Origin of the sequence: Planosporangium mesophilum (assembly GCF_016863255.1) — a bacterium.
Lineage (GTDB): Bacteria > Actinomycetota > Actinomycetes > Mycobacteriales > Micromonosporaceae > Planosporangium > Planosporangium mesophilum.
In genome coordinates, this window is the sequence record NZ_BOON01000024.1 from 1 (window position 1) to 21629 (window position 21629).

The window sequence follows — 21629 nt, forward strand, 5'->3', positions numbered from 1 at the left end:
CGGGTCACACCACCCGGGTGACCTCGTCGTAGTCCAACCGGGGCAGCCGGTCGAACCAGGCGTTGTGGCCCGGCTTGCCGATGTTGACCACCATCAGCGAGGTCCAGCGCCCCTCGGGGAAGAACTCCCGGTCCAGGCCGTCGACGTCGAAGCCGGTCATCGGCCCGGCGGCGAGGCCGGCCGCGCGGACGGCGAGCAGGTAGTAGCCGGCCTGGAGTGCGGCGTTGAACCGTGCCATCCGCTCCCGCCCGGTCGGGTCGCCCGCGAGGAAGTCCTTCATCTCCGGCCGGATCGGGAACACCTTCGGTACGAACTCGTGGAACTCCAGGTCGGCGGCGACGACCGCCACCACGGGAGCGGTGCGGGTCTTCTCCTTGTTGCCGTCGGACATGTGCCCGACCAGCCGCTCGCGCGCCTCCGGCGTCCGGACGTAGAGGATCCGCATGGGCTGGGTGTTGGCGGCGGTCGGGCCCCACTTGGTCAGCTCGTGGATGGCCTCGAGCTGGGCGTCTGTCACCGGCTCATCGCTGAACGTGTTGGCGGTCCGGGCTTCGGTGAACAGCAGCTCCCGGGCCCCGGCCGGCAGCGCGAAGAGGTCAAGCGGCGACGGGGAATCGGTCATCAGGCTCGTCATGGAAGAATCCTCACTTCGATGGACCGTGGAGCGGTATTGAACCTAGCAACTAGTTTTTTCAAAGGGCCATTCCGTGGCGAAGGACACGTACCCTGGTGGTCATGGCCGACAACCGAGCTGCGCAGGATCCCCGGGTCTGTGACCAGGGGCTGGCTCGGGCCTTCGCCTTTCTCGGCAAGCGTTGGAACGGTCTGATCATCGGCACCCTCGCCGTCGGCCCCGCGGGCTTCGCGGAGCTGGTCCGCGCCATCCCCGGCATCAGCGAGTCCGTGCTCTCCGACCGCCTGGCCGAGCTGGCCACGGCGGGCCTGGTCAGCCGCACCGTCCGGGAGGGCCCGCCGGTCGGCGTCACCTACCAGGTGACCGAGCGCGGCGCCACGCTGGTACCGGTGCTCGACCAGCTGGCCCGCTGGGCGCACGAGAACCTGCCCGACCGCGGGGACGCCTGCGCCTGAGGAACCTGTGCTTGGGGGAACGGCCGGCGATTACCGGCCGGACCCTGGGGTAGCTCGGTGCAGATGAACGGGCTGGTCGAGACGCCGGACCGGTACGGGGCGTACCCCCGGCTCAGCGAGGGGCAGATCGAGACCCTGGAGGCGAGAGGACAGCGTCGGTCGACCGACGTCGGTACCGTGCTGATCCGCGAGGGCGAGGAGGGGTACGACTTCTTCGTCGTGCTCGCCGGCAAGGTCGCCAACTACGAGGCGTACCGCACCCCGGACGAACGCCTGATCAGTGTCCACGGCCCGGGCCGCTTCCTCGGGGAGCTGAGCCTGTTCACCGGGCAGGCCGCCTTCTTCACCTCGGTGGTGGCCGAGCCGGGCGAGCTCCTCGACGTGCCGGCGGACGCCCTGCGGGAACTGGTCGCGCAGGACCCGGCGCTCGGTGACCTGATCCTGCGTGCCTACCTCATCCGCCGCTCCATCCTCATCGGACTCGGCGTCGGCATCCGGATCATCGGCTCCCGGTACTCGCAGGACACCCGGCGGCTGCGCGAGTTCGCCGCCCGCAACCGGCTGCCGTACCGCTGGATCGATCTGGAGCTCGACAAACCGGCCGAGGACCTGCTGCGCCAGTTGGGTGTGCGGCCGGAGGAGACGCCGGTGGTCATCTGTCCGGGCGGGCAGGTGCTGCGCAACCCGAGCAATGCCGAACTGGCCCGGGTCGTCGGCCTGCCGGCGCCGCATCTGGCCGAGGCGACCTGCGACCTGGCCATCGTCGGAGCCGGTCCGGCCGGCCTGGCCGCGGCCGTGTACGGCGCGTCCGAGGGGCTCGTCACGGTCGCCCTCGACGCGATCGCGGCCGGCGGCCAGGCGGGTACCTCGTCGAAGATCGAGAACTACCTCGGCTTCCCGACCGGGATCTCCGGCGGTGAACTGGCCGAACGGGCGGTCCTGCAGGCGGAGAAGTTCGGCGCGAGCTTCAACGTGCCGGCCGAGGCGCGGTCCCTCCAGACGCGCGAGGACGGGCACGTCATCGGGTTCACCGACGGATCCGAACTGCGTACCCGTACCGTCCTGATCGCCACCGGGGCGCACTACCGCAAGCTGCCGGTACCGCGCCTGGAGGAGTTCGAGAAGACCAGCGTGTACTACGCGGCCACCACGGCCGAGGCGCTGATGTGCCGCAACGACCCGGTGGCGATCGTGGGTGCGGGGAACTCGGCCGGACAGGCCACGCTGTTCCTGTCCAAGTACGCCGACCACGTGCGGCTCATCGTCCGCGGTGCCGACCTGAGCCAGGACATGTCGCGCTACCTGGTCGACCGGGTCGTCCGGCTGCCCAACGTGGAGATCATGCTGCACACCGAGGTGCGCGAGCTCCTGGGTAAGGACTCGCTCGAAGCGCTCCTGGTCGAGGACAACCAGACCGGGCAGCGCCAGCTGGTCGACGCCCGGGCGCTGTTCGTCTTCATCGGCGCGGAGCCGTGCACCGGCTGGCTGTCCGGCACGGTCGCGCTCGACCACAACGGCTTCGTCCTCACCGGCCGGGACGCTGAGGAGGCGGGGGCGCAGCGGGCGTTCTTCCTGGAGACGAGCCAGCCGGGTGTCTTCGCCGCCGGCGACGTCCGGCACGGTTCGATCAAGCGGGTGGCCTCGGCCGTGGGTGAGGGGTCGATGGCGGTACGGCTGGTGTGGGAGTACCTGCACACCACGGGCCGGACGGTGGTGTCGGCGGCGCGGTGAGGAGCGGGTCAGGCCGCCAGAGTCAGGCCGGCAGAGTCAGCGCGACCACACCTCGGCCACGGCCGCCGACACAGCCGCGGCCTGTGCCCGCCCCGCGCGGGCGGCCGGCGCGCGTCGGGCCGGGTCCAGTGCGTTGCGGCCGATGGCCTTGCGCGCCGGCTCGTCCGGTGAGACCACGACGGCCGCCCCGGACAGCGTCGCGACCTGCTTGGCGACGCTCGGGATCACCCCGCCGCCCCGGACCAGCGGCGCGATCACCACGACCCGCTCGTACCCCTGGGCCAGGTCGACGTTGGCCGCGGAGCGCACCCCACCGTCGACGTAGCGCCGCCCGTCGATGGTCACCGGCGGCCAGACGCCGGGGACGGCGCAGCTCGCGCCCACCGCGTCGACCAGGCGCACCCCGCTGTCGCGGTCGAAGGCGACGAACTCGCCGCTGGCGGCGTCGACGGCGGTGACCAGCAGCCGGCGCCCCGGCCAGTCGTGCACGGGCAGGCGCGCCTCGATGACCGCGCGCCGCTCGGCCTCCGGCACGGTACGCGCGGCCAGCGCCATCGCGCCGATGCGGGCCCGGACCCGCTGCGGGTCCCTGCTGCTGAGCGCGGCCAAGCCCCAGCGCAGCGCGGTCGCCGTGCTCAGCCGCGCGGCGAGCTCACTGCCCGGGCCCACCAGCTGGGCCTCGTACAGTTTCTCCAGGTCGACGCCGGAGGTCACCTGCGCGGCGACGACTGAGCCGGCCGAGGTGCCGATGACCACGTCGGCGTCCGTCAGATCGACCCCGGCCTCGGCGAGCCCGGCGAGCAGGCCCAGCTCCCACGCCACTCCGGTGACCCCGCCCCCGCCCAGTACCAGCGCACGACTCGTCATGGGCGACACCTTATGACGTATTGACGATCTTGGACGCTCGGGGCTACCTGTAGGTAGCCCCGAGCGTCCAAGATCGCGAACGTGAGGGACGGCTCAGACCGGCGTCGGGGTCGCCACCTCGGTCCGGGCCTCCGGACCGTCCTCCGGCGCGGCGTGGTCGTCGAGCATGGTCCGCTCGTCGAACGGGTCCTCGCCGCGCAGTACCGTCCTCGCGCGGTCCGGGTCGAACTCGCCGGACCACCGGCCCACCAGCACGGTGGCGACGGCGTTGCCGGCGAAGTTGGTCAGCGCGCGGGCCTCGGACATGAACCGGTCGATGCCGACGATCAGGCCGACGCCCTCCACGAGTTCCGGGCGGTGCGACTGCAGGCCACCGGCGAGGGTGGCCAGGCCGGCGCCGGTGATGCCGGCGGCGCCCTTGGAGGCGATGATCATGAACACCAGCAGCGAGACCTGCTCGCCGATCGACAGCGGCTTGCCCAGGGCGTCGGCCACGAACAGCGACGCCATGGTCAGGTAGATCGCGGTGCCGTCGAGGTTGAACGAGTACCCGGTCGGCACCGTGATGCCGACGACCGAACGGGACACTCCGAAGTGCTCCATCTTGGCGATCAGGCGGGGCAGGGCCGACTCCGACGACGAGGTCGACAGGATCAGCAGGAACTCGCGGGCGAGGTAGCGCAGCAGCGAGAAGATGTTCACCCGCGCCACGAGCCACAGCAGTGCGCCCAGCACGACGAACACGAAGATCGCGCAGGTGACGTAGAAGCCGACCATGATCTGGAGCAGCCCGATGAGCGCCTTCCAACCGGTCGCGCCCACCAGCGCCGCCATCGCGCCGAACGCGCCGATCGGCGCCACCCACATGATCATCGCGAGGATGCGGAACACCAGCCGCTGCAGGTGGCCGATGCCGCGCAGGATCGGCTCACCGCTGCGGCCCATGGTCTGCAGGGCGAAGCCGACCAGCAGGGCGATGAGCAGGGTCTGCAGCACCTGGCTCTGGGTGAGCGCGGAGAACAGCGTGTCCGGGATGATCTTGAGGAGGAAATCGACCGTACCGGCCGACTCCCCGCCCGCCGCCTTGGCGCCCGCGGCCTTCGCCGCGTTCGTCAGGTGCAGTCCGGTGCCGGGGCGGATGATGTTGCCGACCACGAGGCCGATCGCGAGCGCGACCGTCGACATCACCAGGAAGTACACCAGGGCCAGGCCGCCGACCTTGCCGACCTTCGCGGCCTTACGGACCGACCCGATGCCGAGCACGATCGTGCAGAAGATGATCGGGCTGATCATCATCTTGATCAGCTTGACGAAGCCGTCGCCCAGCGGCTTGAGTTCGACGGCGAACTTCGGGAAGAGCAGGCCGACGGCGACGCCTGCGACGACGGCGACGATCACCGCCAGGTACAGGAGATGGCTGCGATCACGGCGAGCCGGCGGTGCCGGCTCCGCTGCGGTCTGTGACATGGCAATTCCTCCGCAAGTGGGGGTACGCGACGAATGTCGGCGGATCGGGGGGTTGGTCAGCGCCGTTCGTCGGAGCCTAGGTTGCCAGACCGGTGGACAGGGAAATCGCGGCAGGGTGCGCTGGCTCGTACGGTCGGGTAAAACTCCGCACCCGGGGTAGGGGCCGCGGACCGCCTCGATCTCCCGGCTGCGGAGGCATCATGAGACGCGTACCGACATGAGCGGTGGCACCGCGCTGGTGCTGGCAGGCGGCGGAGCACCCGCGGCGTACTTCGGTGCCGGCGCCGTTGCGGCCCTGGAGGAGGCGGGGGAGCGGCCGGACATCGTCTCCGGGGTGTCGGCGGGCGCGATCAACGCGTACGCCGTGGGCGCCGGGATGGACGCGGCGGGGCTGGCCAGGATGTGGTGCAACGTCGGATGGCGGGACCTGTACCGGCCCCGGACCGACGTGTGGCACGCGATCAACGTCGGCCGCCTGCTGCGACCGACGACCAATCTCGCCGAGTACGTGCTGGACGCGATCGGATGGACCTGGCTGCTCGACCCGGCGCCGATCCGGGCGACCCTCGCGAAGCACCTCGGCGGTGCCCGGGTCCGAGCCGACGGCGACGTCACGGTGGTCCTGTCCGCGGTCGACGAGGCCGCCGGCGAGCCGGTCCGGTTCTGCTCCCGGCTGCCGCCGCGGCACCGGCGCGATCCGCGGTTCCGTGAGGTCGACGTGGGCGCCGACCACGTGCTGGCCAGCGTGGCGGTGCCGCTGCTGTTCCGGCCCGGTACCGACGGCGGCTCCCGGCTCGTCGACGCGGGCCTGGTGGCCAGCCGACCTCTCGCCCCGGTCATGCGGTACGAGCCCGACCGGGTCGTTGTCGTCTCCGGCGTGGCGATCGGCCGCCCGCCCGCCGAGCCGGACTCGCTCGGCGCCGCGATCACGCTGCTGGCCGGTACCGTCGCCCGCTTCGCGCTGGCCGCCGACGTCGACCACGCCCGTACGGTCAACCGGCTGGCCGGCGCCGCCCCGGCGGCGACCGTGAAGCGGTACGTGCCGATCCTGCTCGTCGAGCCGACCGACCCCGACCTCCCGCTCGACGGGTTCCTGAACTTCACCGCCGCCCACGCGAGGCACGTCATCGAGTACGGGCGGGAGCAGACCGGCAAGGCGCTCGCCGCCTGGAGCCCGTGACGGCGGTCGAACCCGCACGGCCGCCGCCGCGCCCGATCCATTCGCCGACGGGCCGTCCCTGCTAGCCTGCTAACCGTTCTCGGCGCTCCGACCAGCGGATCACCGATCGGACCTGGCCCGGGGGAGCGGCACACGTGGAACCGACACGCGCCGACGCGCCGACCGCCGCCGGTCGGATCCTCACCGTCCCCAATCTGATCAGCTTCGCCCGCCTCGCCGGCGTGCCGCTGTTCCTGTACCTGTTCCTGGTGGCCCACCGGGACGTCGCCGCGGTGGTCGTGCTCGCGTTGGGTGGCACCACCGACTGGGTCGACGGTTACCTCGCCCGCCGCCTCGGCCAGGTCAGCCGCCTCGGCGAGCTGCTGGACCCGCTCGCCGACCGGCTCTACATCCTCGCCACCCTGCTCGCGTTCACCGTCCGCGGCGTGGTGCCGTGGCCGTTCACCGCCGCGCTGCTGCTCCGCGAGCTGATGGTCGGCGTCACCATCCCGGCGCTGCGCCGGTACGGGTACGGGCCGCTGCCGGTCCATTACGTCGGCAAGACCGCCACGTTCCTGCTGCTGGCGGCTTTCCCGGTACTGCTGCTGGCGCACGCCAGCGCCGGCGCCAGGCCGCTCGCCGGCCCGATCGGGTGGGGCCTGGCCTGGTGGGGGATCGTCCTGTACTGGGTCGCGGGCGGGCTTTACGTCGCCCAGTGCGTCGTGGTCATCCGGGCTGCCCGCCGGCAGCGCCGCAGCGACCGAGCGGTGCCGGCGTGACCGGACCGGCGCCGACGGGCGAACCGCCACGGGGCCGCCCGGCCGACTTCCTGACCGAGCTGTTCCGCACTCCGCTCGACCCCGGGTACGCGCACGCCGCGCGCAAACGCGCCGCCGGAGCGCCGCCGCCGCGCCGCTGGCAGCGGCTGACGGCGCGCGGCACCGGGCTGGTCGCGCTCGTGACGATCGGGTTCCTGCTCGCCGTCTCCTACCGGTACGCCGTGGCGGCGCAGCCGGAGACGAGCCGCGCCCGGGCCGGCCTCGTAGCCGACGTCCGCGCCCGCCGCGCCGCAGCCGACGACCTGCAGAAGCGTGCGGACCTGCTGCGCGAGCAGGTGGTACGGGCGCGTGACGAGGCGCTGGCGGACAGTGACGAGAGCGCGCGGCTGCGCAACCTGGAGGCCGCCACCGGCCTGGCCCCGGTACGCGGTGACGGCCTCGTGGTCCGCGTGGTCGACGCGCCGCCGCCGGTCGACCCGGTGACGGGCCGGCAGTCCGCCACCAACCCCGGCCGGGTGCTCGACCGGGACCTGCAGGACATCTCCAACGACCTGTGGCGGCTCGGGGCGGAGGCGATCGCGATCAACGGGGAGCGGCTCACCGCCACCTCGACGATCCGGGCGGCCGGCGGTGCGATCCTGGTCGACTTCAAGCCGGTCACCGCGCCCTACGAGGTCGCGGCGATCGGGCCCGGCGACCTCCGGGACGCCTTCGACGGCTCGGCCACCGCGCGGCGGTTCCGGGACTACGTGAGCACCTACCGGATGCGGTTCTCGGTCGACCGGCGCACCGGGATGACGTTGGCCGCCGCCGTCCAGCCCGGTCTGCGGTACGCGCAGCCGCCCCAGTCGTCGCCGGCCGCGTCACCGTCGTCGCGGCCGTCAGCCGTGCCCAGCGGATCGCGGCGTCCGGCCGCTTCCCCCGTACCCTCGGCGTCGGGAGGTAGAAGATGATCGCGGTCCTCGCGCTGATCGTCGGTGTGGTGCTCGGTGTCGTCCTGGAGCCGACGGTGCCGGTCGCGCTCCAGCCGTACCTGCCGATCGCCGTCGTCGCGGCGCTCGACGCCGTGTTCGGCGGCATCCGGGCCAAGCTCGACGGGATCTTCGACGACAAGCAGTTCGTCGTCTCGTTCGTGTCCAACGTGCTCGTCGCCGGCCTGATCGTCTACCTGGGCGACCAACTGGGCGTGGGCGGCCAGCTGTCGACCGGCGTCGTCGTCGTGCTCGGCGTGCGCATCTTCGGCAACGTCGCCGCCATCCGCCGACACCTGTTCCGGGCGTGACGATGAGCACCGGCGACGACGACCGCAGGCCCGTGGCCGAACAGCCGGGTGTCGAACAGCCGGGTGTCGAACAGCCGACCGCCGACGAGCCCGGCGGGGAGTACGAGGCGGACGCCGCCCGAGCGGACCGGGCGCCCCGGCGCATCTCGGCCGCGAACGCCGTCATCGCCGTCCTGCTCGGGCTGCTCGGCTTCGCGGTGGTGGTCCAGCTACGCAGCAACGCCACCGACCCCGGCCTGTCCGCGGCCCGGCCGGAGGACCTCGTCCGGATCCTGTCCGATCTGGACAGTCGCTCCGACCGGCTGCGTCAGGAGATCGCCTCGCTGGAGGCGAGCCAGCGCCAGCTCGCCTCGGGCGCCCAGGGTCGGGGCGCGGCCGTGGAGGAGGCCCGCCGCCGCGCGGACGAGCTGGGCATCCTCGCCGGTACCCTGCCGGCCCAGGGCCGCGGGCTTCAGCTGAAGTTCGTGGCCGGGGGCGAGGCCATCGCGGCCGGTACGCTGCTCGATGCCGTGGAGGAGCTGCGCGGGGCCGGCGCGGAGGCGATGCAGATCGAAGGCTCGGGCGGCCGCCCGGTACGGATCGTGGCCTCGACCTACTTCACCGACGCCAAGGGTGGCGGCCTGATCGTGGACGGCACCCGCCTGACCGGCCCGTATACCGTGGTCGTCATCGGTGACCCGCAGACGATGCACACCGCGCTCAACATTCCCGGTGGGGTGGTCGACAGCGTCCATCAGCGCGGCGGTAACGTGATCGTTCAGGAATCGGACGCGGTGCGCGTCACCGCTCTGCACGAGGTGAGTGCCCCCAGGTTCGCGCGCCCGGTCTCCTGATCCAAAGTCCGCACGCACCGGCAGCCGCCGGCTGGCCAAAGGAACGCGACGTGATTCCTGACGACCTGCGATACACCGCCGAGCACGAGTGGGTGCAGCCAGAAGCGAGCAAGGTTCGCGTCGGTATCACCCACTACGCGCAGGACGCGCTCGGCGACATCGTCTACGTGCAACTGCCGGAGCCGGGTACCGAAGTGGCGGCCGGCGACTCGTTCGGTGAGGTCGAGTCGACCAAGAGCGTGTCCGAGATCTACGCTCCGATCGCCGGCAAGGTGGTCGCCCGCAACGACCAGCTCGGCGACGCCCCAGAGCTGATCAACTCGGATCCGTACGGGGAGGGTTGGCTGGTCGAGATCGAGCCGGCCGAGCCCGCACGCGTCGACGAACTGCTTGACGCGGCGTCGTACCGTCGACTCACCGAACAGTGATCTTTGTCCTTCATGGTCGCGTATTCCGCGCGTCCAGTTGACCCCACATTTCGGCCGTGACTAGGCTCGCTCAGTCGACCGTGAATCCACGGTCGCGGGTGAGGCATACGTCGTATGGCCGGGGGACAGCGCCGCATTCCGCTACGGGCAGCGCTTCAGCCGCGTCCCGTCGCATCCGACGCCCGACTGCTATTCCGTGAGGTGGTCTCAATGACGCGCCCAGACGACGAGTTCCCCCCGCTCGACGTCACGTCCACGCTCAATCTCGGCAGCCTTGACGAGACGATGGACGGTCCTGACGCCGACGTGGCACCGACCCGGATGTCGGGTTCACTCCCTCCCGGGATGGCGCTGCTGGCGGTGCGACGCGGCCCGAACGCGGGCGCACGCTTCCTGCTGGACCATGACGTGACGACGAGTGGTCGCCACCCCGACAGCGACATCTTCCTCGACGACGTGACGGTGTCTCGTCGCCACGCCGAGTTCCACCGCGAGAGCGGTACGTTCACCGTTCGCGATGTCGGCAGCCTCAACGGGACCTATGTCAACCGTGAGCGGGTTGAGTCGGCTACCCTCAGCAATGGTGACGAGGTCCAGATCGGCAAGTTCCGCTTGGTCTTCATCGCTGGTCCGCGCACCGAGGATCAGTAGGCGACAGCGGGTCTTGCGACCACGGGCACCCGTTGGCGCCGTAGGCCCCGTCGGGTGCCCGACCTGCGCGACGGGTGGGGAGGCTGAGTGAGCGGGGCGTCGGCGGCCGCGGCGGAGACCGCACGTCAACGGGGTCTGATGAGCATCGGTGAGGTTCTCGCCCACCTGCGTGTCGACTTTCCCGACACCACCATCTCCAAGCTGCGCTTCCTAGAGAGCGAGGGCCTCGTCCAGCCGAGCCGCACGGCGGCCGGCTACCGCAAGTACAGCGGGGAGGACGTGGCCCGGCTGCGGTACATCCTGACCCTCCAGCGTGATCATTATCTCCCGCTGCGGGTGATCCGGGACGAGCTGGCCGCGCTCGACTCCGGCGGAGCCGGCGGCGCCGGTGACATCGCCGCCGCCGAGGCGCCGATCGCGAGCGTGGACCGGGCCGACACCGGCCGGCTGCGGCCGGCGCTGGTGGCGGTCGGAACGGCCCAGCAGCCCGAACCGTTGCCCGACCCGGCCGACGTGGTCGTGCACCGCGATGACCTGCTCACCCGGTCCGGCCTGACGGACGCGACGCTCACGGCCCTGGAGCAGTACGGGCTGATCGGCCAGCGGCCGGGCGGCGGCTACGACGCGGACGCTTTGGAGGTCGCCACCGCGGCGGCCCGGCTGGCCGAGTACGGGATCGAGGCGCGGCACCTGCGCGCGTACCGGGCGGCGGCGGACCGTGAGATCGGGCTGTTCACGCAGCTGGTGGCGCCGCTGGCGAAGCAGAGCGGGCCGGCGGCCCGGACCCGGGCCGCCGAGACGGTCCGGGAGCTGACCGCCTGCACCGAACGGCTGCGCGCGGCCCTCGTCCGTGGGGGTCTCCGGCAGGTACTGGGCCGGTAGGCGAGAACGGACAATGTGTAAGGCACAGCATGGTATCGGTCGGTAGGCGTGGCCCGCTGGTCCGATGCGCCGTGTACCGTGCAGGGAGAGGGACGAAGCGACACGGAGGCGGCGGTGCGTGAGCTCAGCGTGGTCGGTGTTCGGGTGGAGCTGCCCACCAATCAGCCGATCGTGCTGCTCAAAGAGGTGGAAGGTGACCGCTACCTGCCGATCTGGATCGGTGCGGTAGAGGCGACGGCCATCGCCTACGAGCAGCAGGGTGTCAAGCCCGCGCGGCCTCTCACCCACGACCTGCTCCGGGACGTGCTGTCGGCGTTGAAGGCGCCGCTGCACGCCGTGGAGATCGTCGAGATGCGGGACAACATCTTCTACGCCGAACTGGTGATCGGCGAGGGGGTGCGCGTCTCGGCCCGACCCAGTGACTCGATCGCGCTGGCGCTCCGGGTCGGTGCCCCGATCCGCTGCGCCGACCAGGTGCTCACCGAGGCGGCCATCGTCATTCCGGACGAGCAGGAAGACGAGGTCGAGAAGTTCCGGGAGTTTCTGGAGCAGGTCAGCCCGGAGGACTTCGCCGGCTGACGCGGCCGCCGCGCCGCCACCTCGACGCGCCACCGCCCTCTGACAGTTTGGTTACGGCGTGTCGCGGAAAACCTCCCCGAACAGCGCTGATATGCGCTATAGGGTGACGGTATCGACGCTGGAGGTGGTCGTATGAGTCAGCCGCCCGACCCGGGTAACGGGGGCGCCGAGGATGCCGTGGGATACCGCGGAGTGACGGCTTGTTCCGCCGCCGGCATCAGCTACCGTCAGCTCGACTACTGGGCCCGCACCGGGTTGGTCGTCCCCAGCGTGCGGGACGCCTCCGGCTCCGGCACGCAGCGGCTGTACTCGTTCCGCGACATCGTCGTGCTCAAGGTGGTCAAGCGCCTCCTCGACGCCGGTGTCTCGCTCCAGAACATCCGCAAGGCGATCGACACGCTCCGGTCCCGGGGCGTCGACGACCTCGCGGTCATCACGCTCATCTCCGACGGCACGACCGTGTACGAGTGCCGTTCGCCGGAAGAGGTGGTGGATCTTCTCCAGGGGGGCCAGGGCGTCTTCGGCATCGCCATCGCCGGCGCCTTCAAGGAGATCCAGGGCACCCTGTCGCACCTGCCGGCGGAGCCGGCCATCGGGGCCGACGAGGCCGACGAGCACGCGGAGTTCGGCGGGGCCGGAGAGGGGCTGGCCGGCGACGAGTTGGCCGCCCGCCGTGCCCGCCGCCGTGCGGGCTGACTCCCGCCCGCCGTGCGGGCTGACTTCGGGCAACGTGCGGGCCGGCGGTCCGGGGATCTCCAGGGTCGAGATCCGCTGGTAGCGTTGTAGCCGCTGGCACGTTTACGCGCGAGAGACCGTCCCTGATTGCGGACGGCGCCGAAGGGGCAAATCCTCCCCGGAACCTCTCAGGCAAAAGGACCGCGTAGGCAGGCACCTCTGGAGCGACCGGGCACGTCCGGGCCATGACAGAGGGGGAGGGCGCGATATCTACCAATCCGCGACCTCCCGGAGCGTACGATGACCGACCCCATCGAGCTGGCCCGCAGCGATGCGTTCGCCCGTAGGCACATCGGCGCGTCCGCCGACGAGCAGCGGCGGATGCTGGAGACGATCGGGTACGGCTCGATCGACGAGCTGATGACCGCGGCCATTCCCGAGGTGATCCGCTGGCACGGCACTCTCGATCTTCCCGCGGCAGCCACCGAGGCCGAGGCGATCGCCGAACTACGGGCCCTCGCGGAGCGCAACCGCCCGATGGTGTCGATGATCGGGCTGGGCTACCACGGCACACACACCCCTGCCGTGATCCGGCGCAACGTGCTGGAGAGCCCCGCCTGGTACACCGCGTACACGCCGTACCAGCCGGAGATCAGCCAGGGCCGCCTCGAGGCGCTGCTCAACTTCCAGACCGTCATCGCCGACCTGACCGGTCTGCCGGTCGCCGGTGCCTCGCTGCTCGACGAGGCGACCGCCGCGGCCGAGGCGATGACCCTGGCCCGCCGCGCGGGCAAGGCCAAGAGCAACGTGTACGTCGTCGACGCGGACACCCTGCCGCAGACGATCGCCGTCCTCGCCACCCGGGCCGAGCCGCTCGGCATCGAGGTGCGCGTCGTCGACGTCGAGCGCGACGAACTTCCGTCCGAGTTCTACGGGCTGCACCTGCAGTACCCCGGCGCCTCCGGCGCGGTACGCGACCACGCCGCCCTGATCGCGGCCGCACACGAGCGCGGTGCCCTGGTGGCGGTCGCCGCCGACCTGCTCGCGCTCTGCCTGCTGCGAGAGCCGGGTGCGATCGGTGCCGACATCGCCGTGGGCAGCGCGCAGCGGTTCGGCGTACCGATGGGGTTCGGCGGGCCGCACGCCGGCTACATGTCGGTACGCGCGGGTCTGGAGCGGATGCTGCCCGGGCGGCTGGTCGGGGTGTCCCGGGACGCCGACGGTTCCGCCGCCTACCGGCTCGCGCTGCAGACCCGTGAGCAGCACATCCGCCGGGAGAAGGCGACCAGCAACATCTGTACCGCGCAGGTGCTGCTGGCCGTGATCGCCAGCATGTACGCGGTCTACCACGGCCCCGAGGGGCTGCGCGCGATCGCGCGGCGTACCCATGACGTGGCGGCCCGGCTGGCCGCCGGGCTGACCGCCGGCGGGGTCGAACTGGCCCACGGGGCGTTCTTCGACACGCTCACCGCCGTGGTGCCGGGCCGGGCCGACGAGGTCGTCGCGGCCGCCGCCGGGCGGGGCGTCAACCTGCGCCGGATCGACGTCGACCGGGTCGGGATCTCGTGTGACGAGACGACCACGGACGAGCACCTGGCGGCCGTGTGGGGCGCGTTCGACGTGACCGGCGTCGAGGCCGGCTCCGAGGTGCTGCCGGCCGGGCTGGGCCGGACCAGCGACTACCTGACCAACCCGGTCTTCTCCGCGCACCACTCCGAGACGGCGATGCTGCGCTACCTGCGCCGCCTGTCGGACAAGGACTACGCCCTCGACCGGGGCATGATCCCGCTCGGCTCCTGCACCATGAAGCTCAACGCGACCACCGAGATGGAGCCGATCACCTGGTCGGAGTTCGCGGAGCTGCACCCCTTCGCGCCGGCGGAGCAGACCGAGGGGTACCGGCAGCTCGTCGCGGACCTGGAGCGGTGGCTGGCCGAGGTCACCGGCTACGACGCGGTCAGCCTGCAGCCCAATGCGGGCTCGCAGGGTGAGTTCGCCGGGCTGCTGGCGATCCGGTCGTACCACCGTGACCGGGGCGACGACCACCGCGACGTCTGTCTGATCCCGTCGAGCGCCCACGGCACCAACGCGGCCAGTGCCGTGATGGCCGGCATGCGCGTCGTGGTGGTGGCCTGCGACGGCGACGGCAACGTCGACCTGGTCGACCTGGACCGCAAGATCGAGCAGCAGCGGGACCGGCTCGCCGCGATCATGGTGACGTACCCGTCGACCCACGGCGTGTACGAGACGGGCATCGCCGAGCTGTGCGCCAAGGTGCATGACGCGGGCGGCCAGGTGTACGTCGACGGTGCCAACCTCAACGCGCTGCTCGGCTTCGCCAAGCCGGGTCAGTTCGGCGCGGACGTGTCGCACCTGAACCTGCACAAGACCTTCTGCATCCCGCACGGCGGCGGCGGGCCGGGCGTGGGGCCGGTCGCGGTCCGCTCGCACCTCGCGCCGTTCCTGCCCGGACACCCGCTGCACGCGGAGAAGGGCGTGGGCCCGGTGGCCGCGGCGCCCCAGGGCTCGGCCGGCATCCTGCCGATCCCGTGGGCGTACCTGAGGATGATGGGTCCGGAGGGGCTGGCCCAGGCCACCGGGGTTGCCGTGCTGTCGGCCAACTACGTGGCGGCGCGACTGCGCGACCACTACCCGGTGCTCTACGCCGGTAACAAGGGCCTGGTGGCCCACGAGTGCATCCTCGACCTGCGGCCGATCACCAAGGCCAGCGGCGTGACCGTGGACGACGTGGCGAAGCGGCTGATCGACTACGGCTTCCACGCCCCGACGATGTCGTTCCCGGTGGCCGGCACCCTGATGGTCGAGCCGACCGAGAGCGAGGACCTGGCCGAGTTGGACCGGTTCTGCGACGCGATGATCGCGATCCGGGGCGAGATCGACCGGGTGGCGGCGGGCGAGTGGCCGGCGGGGGACAACCCGCTCGCCAACGCGCCGCACACGGCGTCGATGGTGACGGCGGACGACTGGCCGCACCCGTACCCGCGGTCGCTCGCGGCGTACCCGGGCGGCGGCGACCGGTCCGCGAAGTACTGGCCACCGGTCCGTCGGATCGACGGAGCGTACGGGGACCGGAACCTGGTGTGTTCCTGCCCGTCCCCCGCGGCGTACGAGTAAGCCCCTGAAAATAACGAGGATCTTGGAATGAACGGCCGCCGGGCCGGCTCATTCCAAGATCCGAGTGACGGGTGACCGTGTGGGGGTCAGGCGGCCTCAGCCATCATCGTGTGCGGGGCGGGGCCGCGGTGCGGCGCGACCGGTCTGCCGTCGGGCAGCAGTTCACCGGTGTCCTCGAACACGATGACGCCGTTGCAGAGGAGGTTCCACCCCTGCTCGGGATGGGACGCCACGATCCGGGCGGCGTCGTGGTCGACCGCCTCGGCATTGGGGCAGGAAGGCTGGTGCTCGCAATACATCGGGGTCTCCGACTTCCGCGCTCTCGATGGCTTGTGTGGTACCTCACATTGAACAGTCACGCACATTACCAACCACAAGGACGCAGTTTCGAGCACGTGTCGCCTTCTACACGGAATTCTCCGCCGTTCGGACGATGGGTAACGACCCGGTTGGCCGATCAGCTTTTGGTTACGGTGCGTGACATGGTGCCTGAGAGGGTGACGCCCGGTGCAGGGGTGTGCCACGAGGTGGCGCGCCTCGAATGGCGGCTCGACGACGGCGGCGACCCGGCCGAGCTGGTCGCCGACTTCCTCAACGCCCACGGCCTGGGCGAGGCCGGCCCCGCTGGTCTCGTGGGCGAGTACCGCGCCGCGCTGTACCTGTCGGCCGCCGCCTGCGCGCGCATGGTCGACCACGCCGGGGCGCCGAGTCCCGCGCCGGTCGTCCCCGACGTCGTCGTCGTGGTCGAGGCGCCGGGCGCGGGGCCGCCGGCTCCGCCCGGGCCTCGGCGGCCCGGGCCGTGGCGGCTCGACGAATGGGAACCGAGCTGGAGTCCGCAGGCGCACGCCCGCGCCGTCGAGGAGGTCCGGCGGGCGATCGCGCGCGGTGACGTGTACCAGGTCAACGTCGTGGGACACCAGAGCGCGGCGTACTCCGGTGATCCGCTCCCGGCGCTGCACCGCGTCGCCGCGCTGCCCGGCGCCCGCTACGGCGGGGTACTGACCGGCGACGGGTGGGCGCTCGCCTGCGCCTCACCGGAGACCCTGTTCACCGTCGCGGACGGGCGGATCGTGACGGGGCCGATCAAAGGCACCCGGCCGGCGACCGAGGCCGGCCGGCGCGAGCTGCTGACCTCCACCAAGGAGCGCGCCGAGCACGTGATGATCGTGGACCTGGAGCGGAACGACCTGGCGCGGATCGCCGTCACCGGCTCGGTGCGGGTGGACGAGCTGTACGCGATCCGCCGCTGGTGCGGCCTGTGGCAGGCGGAGTCGCTGGTGTCGGCCGACCTCGCCGACGGGGTGGGGCTGGCCGACGTACTGCGGGCGATGTGCCCCGGCGGCTCGGTCACCGGTGCGCCCAAGCTCGCGGCGCTCGACGTGATCGCCGGGCTCGAACCGGTGGGCCGCGGGCCGAGTATGGGCGCGTACGGCTGGGTCACCCGTGGGCGGATCGACCTCGGCCTGACCATCCGTACCGTCGCCGTGGACGCCGAGCGGGTGCATGTGTGGGCCGGCGGCGGCATCACGTGGGGAAGCGACCCGCAAGCCGAGGTGGCCGAGGCGGCCGCGAAGGCGATGCCGCTGCGGGAGGCGCTCGCCGGCCCGCCTTTCGAGTACGGCGGGCCCGGCCAGGTCCAGGGGCGTTGACGGATCGGCCGTCGTCACCACCGGGCGTCGTGGCAGCAGCCCGGACTGTCGGCCGGTTCGAGTTGGAGCGTGGCGTGCTCGACGCCCCGGCCGGACAGGATGCCGCGGGCGGCGGTCAGGACCGCCGGGGTCTTCGCATCCTCGGACACCGTGAGGTGGGCGGTGGCCGCCTCCATGCCGGAGGTGAGCGTCCACACGTGCAGGTCGTGGACCTCGAGGACGCCCGGCAGCGCGCCGAGCGCCGCCGCCACCTCGGCGACGTCCATGCCGGGCGGTGCGGCCTCCAGGAGGACCCGCAGCGCGGCCCGACCGAGGCCGATCGCGCGCGGCACGATGAGGACGGCGACCCCGATCGCCACCACGGGGTCGGCGGTACGCCATCCGGTCAGCCAGATCACCACGCCCGCGACCAGCGCGCCCAGGGCGGCGATGCCGTCGGCGAGCACCTCCGTCGAGGCGCCCCGCAGCGACAGTGCCTCGGCGGCGCCGCGGTGCAGCAGCGCGTACGCGACGCCGTTGACGACCAGGGCGCCCAGGGCGGTCACGGTCAGCGGTACGGGTGCCACGTCGACCGGGTGGCGCAGGCGCCCGACGGCCTCCACCAGGACCCAGATCGCGACCCCCGCCAGCAGCGCGGCGTTGACCAGGGTGGCGACGACCTCGATGCGGTACAGCCCGAACGTGCGGTGGGCCGACCGACTGGGCCGGGTGGCGGCGGTGACCGCGGCGAGCGTCATCGCGAGCCCGAACACGTCGACGGCGACGTGACCGGCGTCGGAGAGCAGGGCCAGGGAGCCGGTGGTCAGCCCCACCGCGACCTCGACCAGGGCGAGCGCGGCGAGCAGCCCGATGGTGATCAGGAGGCGACCGCGGTGACGGGCGCTGGCGGGCGCGACCACACCGTGCTGGTGCCCGTGGCTCATGCCGCCTCCCCATCCACTTATGCGAATAATGGCATTAGATCCTTGAATCCTACCGCCCACTCCCGCCCAGTTCGCGGCCTGTGAACGACAGGTTGCCAAGGTCGGCGGGCGGCTGGCGGGATAGCCATGCGTCGAGCCTACGGGCTCAGGGTGGGTCGATCCGCCGGTCGCCGTCTCTTACCGGTGTTCAGCGAAATCGTCACCTATTCCCGACGGTCTCGTTACGGTGGTGTACCGAGGTAGGGATCGCATTCACATGGTCAGGTTGCTTGTCGAGGCGCTGTTCGCGCTCGTGTTCGCGCAGGCCTTGGCGGCGTACCTGCGACGCCGCGACCCGATACAGCGCGACGTGATGGCCGTCTTCGCCGCCGCCGCGATGCTGTTCGTCCTGGACCTGGCGCGCCGGTTCCTCGGCGAGCCGCCTCAGGTGCTCCGCACCACCGCCCTGATCCTGCTGTTCGCCCAGCCGTACCTCACGCTGCGGCTGGTGCACCGGGTCCGCCCCGGGCCCCGCTGGGTACAGGTGGTGGGGGCGGCCGCGTTCGTGGTCAGCATCGTGCCGATCTTCGCGACCCGGCGGCTGCCGCTGACGATGCTGTTCGCGATGGTGGGCCTGTTCGTCGCGGTCCAGATGGCCGCCGCCGTCCAGTTCGCGCGCGAGGCGGGCGCCCGTACCGGTTCGCCGCGGGTCAGGTTCGGCATCGCTGCCGCGTCGACCGCGCTGTTCGGCCTCGGGATCCTGTCCGTCGCCGTCGGCACCGCCCATGCCGGCCTCCAGGAGGCGGCCGGCACCTTCGGGTACACCCTCTGCCTGTTCTCCGCGCTCGGCTACGTCGTCGCGTTCCGGCCGCCGGCCTGGATCCGGCGGATGTGGTCGGGTACCGCCTCCTACCGGGTCAGCCGGCAACTGCTGGAGGCCCCCGCCGCCGACGCGCCGGCGAAGACCTGGGTCCGGTACGCCCGTACCGTGCGTGAGGTCAGCGGCGCGGACGCGGTCCTGGTCGTGCCGCCCTGCGGCGACGGGAAGCGGCGCGTGATCACGGCCGGCGTCTCCGAGCGGGAGGTGACCGCCGACGAGGGCGACGTCGGCCGGCTGCTGCGGCTGCCCGAGATGGCGGCCGTCCCCCGGCATCTCGACGAGTTGCCGGCGTTCGTCGTCGCGTGCGCCGGTGAGGCGGGCGCGCGCTTCGCCACCGCCGCCGCGCTGCGCTCGCCGCTCGGCGCGTCCGGCGCCCTGGTGCTGCTCAACCGTCGCCGCGGCCTGTTCACCGAGGACGACGTGCAACTGCTGGCCGAGCTGGGCAGCCAGGCCGCGCTCATCGCCGAGCGCGGCGCGGTCCGCGCCGAGCAGGAGCGGCTCGCGCAGGAACTGGCCCGGTCGGTACGGGCGCTGAGCGCGGCCAACCAGGCCAAGAATGACTTCCTGGCGAACATGAGCCACGAACTGCGTACTCCGCTCAACGCGATCATCGGCTTCAGCGAGCTGATGCGCGGCGAGCAGAGCATCGGGGACTCCCGGGTCGTACCGGAGGAGTGGATCGAGCACATCTACGCCAGCGGGCGTCACCTGCTCGACCTCATCAACGACGTCCTGGACCTCACCAAGGTGGAGGCGGGCCGGCTGGAGCTGGACCAGAACCGGGTCGACCTGTCGGTACTCGTCTCCGAGGCGGTCAACACCCTGCGCCCGCTGCTGGAGCGCAAGGACCTCCAACTGCGCACCGACGTCCGTCCTGTCGAGGTGTGGGCCGACCGGGTCCGGCTGCGGCAGGTCCTGGACAACCTGCTGTCCAACGCGATCAAGTTCACCCCCGAGGGCGGGCGGATCAGCGTCGAGGCCGGCCGCGCCGACGGCGAGGTGTACCTGGCGGTGCTCGACACCGGCGTCGGCATCAGCGCCGCGGACGCCGACCGCGTCTTCGACAAGTTCCAGCAGGTGGGCGACCCCGAGATGCGGCAGGCCGGCACCGGACTGGGGCTTGCGCTGACCCGGCGGCTGGTCGAGGCGCACGGCGGCCGGGTGGAGTTGGAGTCCACGCCCGGGGTCGGTTCGCGGTTCACGGTGACCCTGCCGGACGACGCCACCGCCGGCCCGACGGTACCCATCCGCACCCGAGTCGCCGGTGTCGAGGCCGCGGTCGACGGTGAGGGTACGGAGGTCGGGGGCTCGACGGCGCCCGCCGCGGAGGCCGAGGGAGCGGAGGCCGAGGGATCGGCGATTCCCGGGGCGGCGCACATCCTCCTCATCGAGGACGACGCGGGCGCGGCCCGGCTGCTGCGTACCTACCTCGAGGGCGCCGGCTACCGCGTCCAGGTGGCCGGCAGCGGCGAGGACGGGCTGGCGGCGGCCCGCCGGGAACGTCCGGACGCGGTCATCCTGGACGTGCTGCTACCCGGCATCGACGGCTGGGGCGTGCTCCGGACGCTCAAACACGACCCCGGGCTGCACGACGTACCCGTCTTCGTGGTCAGCGTCGTGGACGAGCGCGACGCCGGGCTCTCGCTGGGCGCGGCGGACTTCTTCCTCAAGCCCATCGACCGGCGGCGCCTGCTGGCGAAGGTGGGCGAGTACCTGCTGGACGCGCAGGCCGACCCCGACCCGATGACCGTGCTCGCGGTCGACGACGACCCGGCGACGCTCGACGTGCTGGCCCGGGCGCTGCGCGAGCAGCGGGTGGACGTGGTGACCGCCGGTACCGGTCGCGAGGCGGTGCGACTGGCCCGTACCCGGCCGTTCGACCTGATCATCAGTGACCTGACGATGCCCGACATCGACGGCGTCAGTCTGATGCGCGCGCTCGACCAGGACCCGGCGACGAGCCGGATCCCGGTCCTCGTGGTGACCGGGCGTGACCTCGGCGGCGGCGCGCTGGACCCGAAGGCGCTCGGCATCCTGCCCAAGGGCGAAGCCGTGCTCACGGCGCTGCACCGCTGGATGGAGAGGCTGCCCCGGCCCTCGGTGCAGCCGTCCGGCAGTATCGGCCAGAATGGCAGCAACCGTACTAACGGCAACAACCGTACTGGCGGCACCAACCGCGACAACGGTGGCACCGGCGACAGCGGCGACACCGGACCGGAGGCAACCTCGTGACCGACTCCCCGCTGCGCATCCTTCTCGTCGAGGACAACGAGCTCAACCGGGCCCTGGTCCGCGCCATCGTGACCCGGGCCGCCGACCCGGCGGTCCGCGGGGCCCAACTGCTGGAGGCGCACAACCTCACGCAGGCGCGGGCGGTCCTGGCCATCGAGGAGGTCGACGCGGTCCTGCTCGACGTCCAGCTCCCGGACGGCAGCGGGCTGTCGCTGCTGGACGACTTCGCCGGCCGCGCCGACGTCCGCCGGCCCGCGATCATCGCGGTCACCGGTGGCGTGATGCCCGAGCAGCGGGCGGCCGCCTTCGCGGCGGGCTGCGACGCGATCCTGCAGAAGCCGTTCGTCGCCGCCGAGCTGGTACGCGTCCTCAACGACAGCATCACCAGCCGCTCAACCGGCTGAGACCC

At 72.0% G+C, this 21629-nt stretch carries 21 protein-coding genes and 1 riboswitch; of the genes, 16 read left to right on the forward strand and 5 right to left on the reverse strand.

Annotated elements, in window-relative coordinates; genetic code table 11:
• Nucleotides 1-4: 4 nt before the first annotated feature.
• A complete protein-coding gene (locus Pme01_RS12770; protein ID WP_239088195.1) occupies nt 5-634 on the reverse strand; it encodes a malonic semialdehyde reductase in 630 nt (209 codons plus the stop codon).
• Nucleotides 635-735: 101 nt separating this feature from the next.
• Between Pme01_RS12770 and Pme01_RS12775 the strand changes: the two genes are divergently transcribed.
• The gene (locus Pme01_RS12775) at nt 736-1089 is read left to right on the forward strand and encodes a winged helix-turn-helix transcriptional regulator (RefSeq protein ID WP_168117626.1); all 354 of its coding nucleotides are present in this window, start codon (nt 736-738) and stop codon (nt 1087-1089) included.
• Between the two features lie 63 nt (nt 1090-1152).
• Nucleotides 1153-2820, forward strand: a complete 1668-nt coding sequence (locus tag Pme01_RS12780; protein ID WP_168117625.1) for an FAD-dependent oxidoreductase — start codon at nt 1153-1155, stop codon at nt 2818-2820.
• 36 nt (nt 2821-2856) lie between these two features.
• Here the strand turns inward: Pme01_RS12780 and Pme01_RS12785 are convergent, their stop codons facing one another.
• Complete coding sequence (locus tag Pme01_RS12785; RefSeq protein ID WP_168117624.1) at nt 2857-3687, reverse strand: patatin-like phospholipase family protein; 831 nt, start codon at nt 3685-3687, stop codon at nt 2857-2859.
• A 93-nt stretch (nt 3688-3780) separates the two neighbouring features.
• Nucleotides 3781-5154 carry a cation:dicarboxylate symporter family transporter gene (locus Pme01_RS12790; protein WP_168117623.1) on the reverse strand — a complete coding sequence of 458 codons (1374 nt, stop codon included), beginning with the start codon at nt 5152-5154 and terminating at the stop codon, nt 3781-3783.
• Between the two features lie 217 nt (nt 5155-5371).
• Between Pme01_RS12790 and Pme01_RS12795 the strand changes: the two genes are divergently transcribed.
• The 11 genes from Pme01_RS12795 to gcvP all read left to right on the forward strand — a co-directional run bounded on the left by Pme01_RS12795 (nt 5372) and on the right by gcvP (nt 15557).
• The gene (locus Pme01_RS12795; protein ID WP_168117622.1) at nt 5372-6334 is read left to right on the forward strand and encodes a patatin-like phospholipase family protein; all 963 of its coding nucleotides are present in this window, start codon (nt 5372-5374) and stop codon (nt 6332-6334) included.
• Between the two features lie 134 nt (nt 6335-6468).
• Nucleotides 6469-7092 (forward strand): cardiolipin synthase ClsA, encoded by a 624-nt coding sequence (gene clsA / locus Pme01_RS12800; protein ID WP_168117621.1) that lies wholly within the window; start codon nt 6469-6471, stop codon nt 7090-7092.
• Nucleotides 7089-8045 (forward strand): DUF881 domain-containing protein, encoded by a 957-nt coding sequence (locus Pme01_RS12805; protein WP_168117620.1) that lies wholly within the window; start codon nt 7089-7091, stop codon nt 8043-8045. Before clsA ends, Pme01_RS12805 begins: the two co-directional genes overlap by 4 nt.
• Nucleotides 8042-8374 carry a small basic family protein gene (locus Pme01_RS12810; protein WP_168117619.1) on the forward strand — a complete coding sequence of 111 codons (333 nt, stop codon included), beginning with the start codon at nt 8042-8044 and terminating at the stop codon, nt 8372-8374. Before Pme01_RS12805 ends, Pme01_RS12810 begins: the two co-directional genes overlap by 4 nt.
• A 2-nt stretch (nt 8375-8376) precedes the next feature.
• Nucleotides 8377-9207 (forward strand): DUF881 domain-containing protein, encoded by an 831-nt coding sequence (locus Pme01_RS12815; protein ID WP_168117637.1) that lies wholly within the window; start codon nt 8377-8379, stop codon nt 9205-9207.
• A gap of 50 nt (nt 9208-9257) precedes the next feature.
• Complete coding sequence (gene gcvH, locus Pme01_RS12820) at nt 9258-9635, forward strand: glycine cleavage system protein GcvH (protein WP_168117618.1); 378 nt, start codon at nt 9258-9260, stop codon at nt 9633-9635.
• A gap of 210 nt (nt 9636-9845) precedes the next feature.
• Entirely contained in the window at nt 9846-10286 is a 441-nt protein-coding gene (odhI, locus tag Pme01_RS12825) for an oxoglutarate dehydrogenase inhibitor Odhl (RefSeq protein ID WP_168117617.1), read from the forward strand.
• Between the two features lie 138 nt (nt 10287-10424).
• The gene (ftsR, locus tag Pme01_RS12830) at nt 10425-11168 is read left to right on the forward strand and encodes a transcriptional regulator FtsR (RefSeq protein ID WP_168117636.1); all 744 of its coding nucleotides are present in this window, start codon (nt 10425-10427) and stop codon (nt 11166-11168) included.
• A 114-nt stretch (nt 11169-11282) separates the two neighbouring features.
• Entirely contained in the window at nt 11283-11747 is a 465-nt protein-coding gene (locus tag Pme01_RS12835; RefSeq protein WP_168117616.1) for a bifunctional nuclease family protein, read from the forward strand.
• Nucleotides 11748-11879: 132 nt separating this feature from the next.
• The gene (locus Pme01_RS12840) at nt 11880-12443 is read left to right on the forward strand and encodes a MerR family transcriptional regulator (RefSeq protein WP_168117615.1); all 564 of its coding nucleotides are present in this window, start codon (nt 11880-11882) and stop codon (nt 12441-12443) included.
• A 97-nt stretch (nt 12444-12540) separates the two neighbouring features.
• A riboswitch (glycine riboswitch) is annotated at nt 12541-12636 on the forward strand.
• A gap of 86 nt (nt 12637-12722) precedes the next feature.
• Entirely contained in the window at nt 12723-15557 is a 2835-nt protein-coding gene (gene gcvP / locus Pme01_RS12845; protein WP_168117614.1) for an aminomethyl-transferring glycine dehydrogenase, read from the forward strand.
• An 86-nt stretch (nt 15558-15643) separates the two neighbouring features.
• Here gcvP and Pme01_RS12850 read toward each other — a convergent pair whose 3' ends face one another.
• Nucleotides 15644-15856, reverse strand: a complete 213-nt coding sequence (locus Pme01_RS12850; protein ID WP_168117613.1) for a DUF5999 family protein — start codon at nt 15854-15856, stop codon at nt 15644-15646.
• A gap of 183 nt (nt 15857-16039) precedes the next feature.
• Here Pme01_RS12850 and Pme01_RS12855 point away from each other — a divergent pair, with 183 nt between their 5' ends.
• Nucleotides 16040-17206: a chorismate-binding protein gene (locus tag Pme01_RS12855; RefSeq protein WP_168117612.1), complete on the forward strand. Its 1167-nt coding sequence runs from the start codon at nt 16040-16042 to the stop codon at nt 17204-17206.
• 14 nt (nt 17207-17220) lie between these two features.
• Here the strand turns inward: Pme01_RS12855 and Pme01_RS12860 are convergent, their stop codons facing one another.
• Nucleotides 17221-18129 (reverse strand): cation diffusion facilitator family transporter, encoded by a 909-nt coding sequence (locus Pme01_RS12860; RefSeq protein WP_168117611.1) that lies wholly within the window; start codon nt 18127-18129, stop codon nt 17221-17223.
• Nucleotides 18130-18385: 256 nt separating this feature from the next.
• Here Pme01_RS12860 and Pme01_RS12865 point away from each other — a divergent pair, with 256 nt between their 5' ends.
• Together Pme01_RS12865 and Pme01_RS12870 are read left to right on the forward strand one after the other, a co-directional pair.
• Nucleotides 18386-21220 (forward strand): response regulator, encoded by a 2835-nt coding sequence (locus Pme01_RS12865; RefSeq protein WP_168117610.1) that lies wholly within the window; start codon nt 18386-18388, stop codon nt 21218-21220.
• The gene (locus tag Pme01_RS12870; protein WP_239088196.1) at nt 21217-21624 is read left to right on the forward strand and encodes a response regulator; all 408 of its coding nucleotides are present in this window, start codon (nt 21217-21219) and stop codon (nt 21622-21624) included. The genes Pme01_RS12865 and Pme01_RS12870 overlap by 4 nt, the downstream gene beginning before the upstream one ends.
• Nucleotides 21625-21629 lie beyond the last annotated feature (5 nt).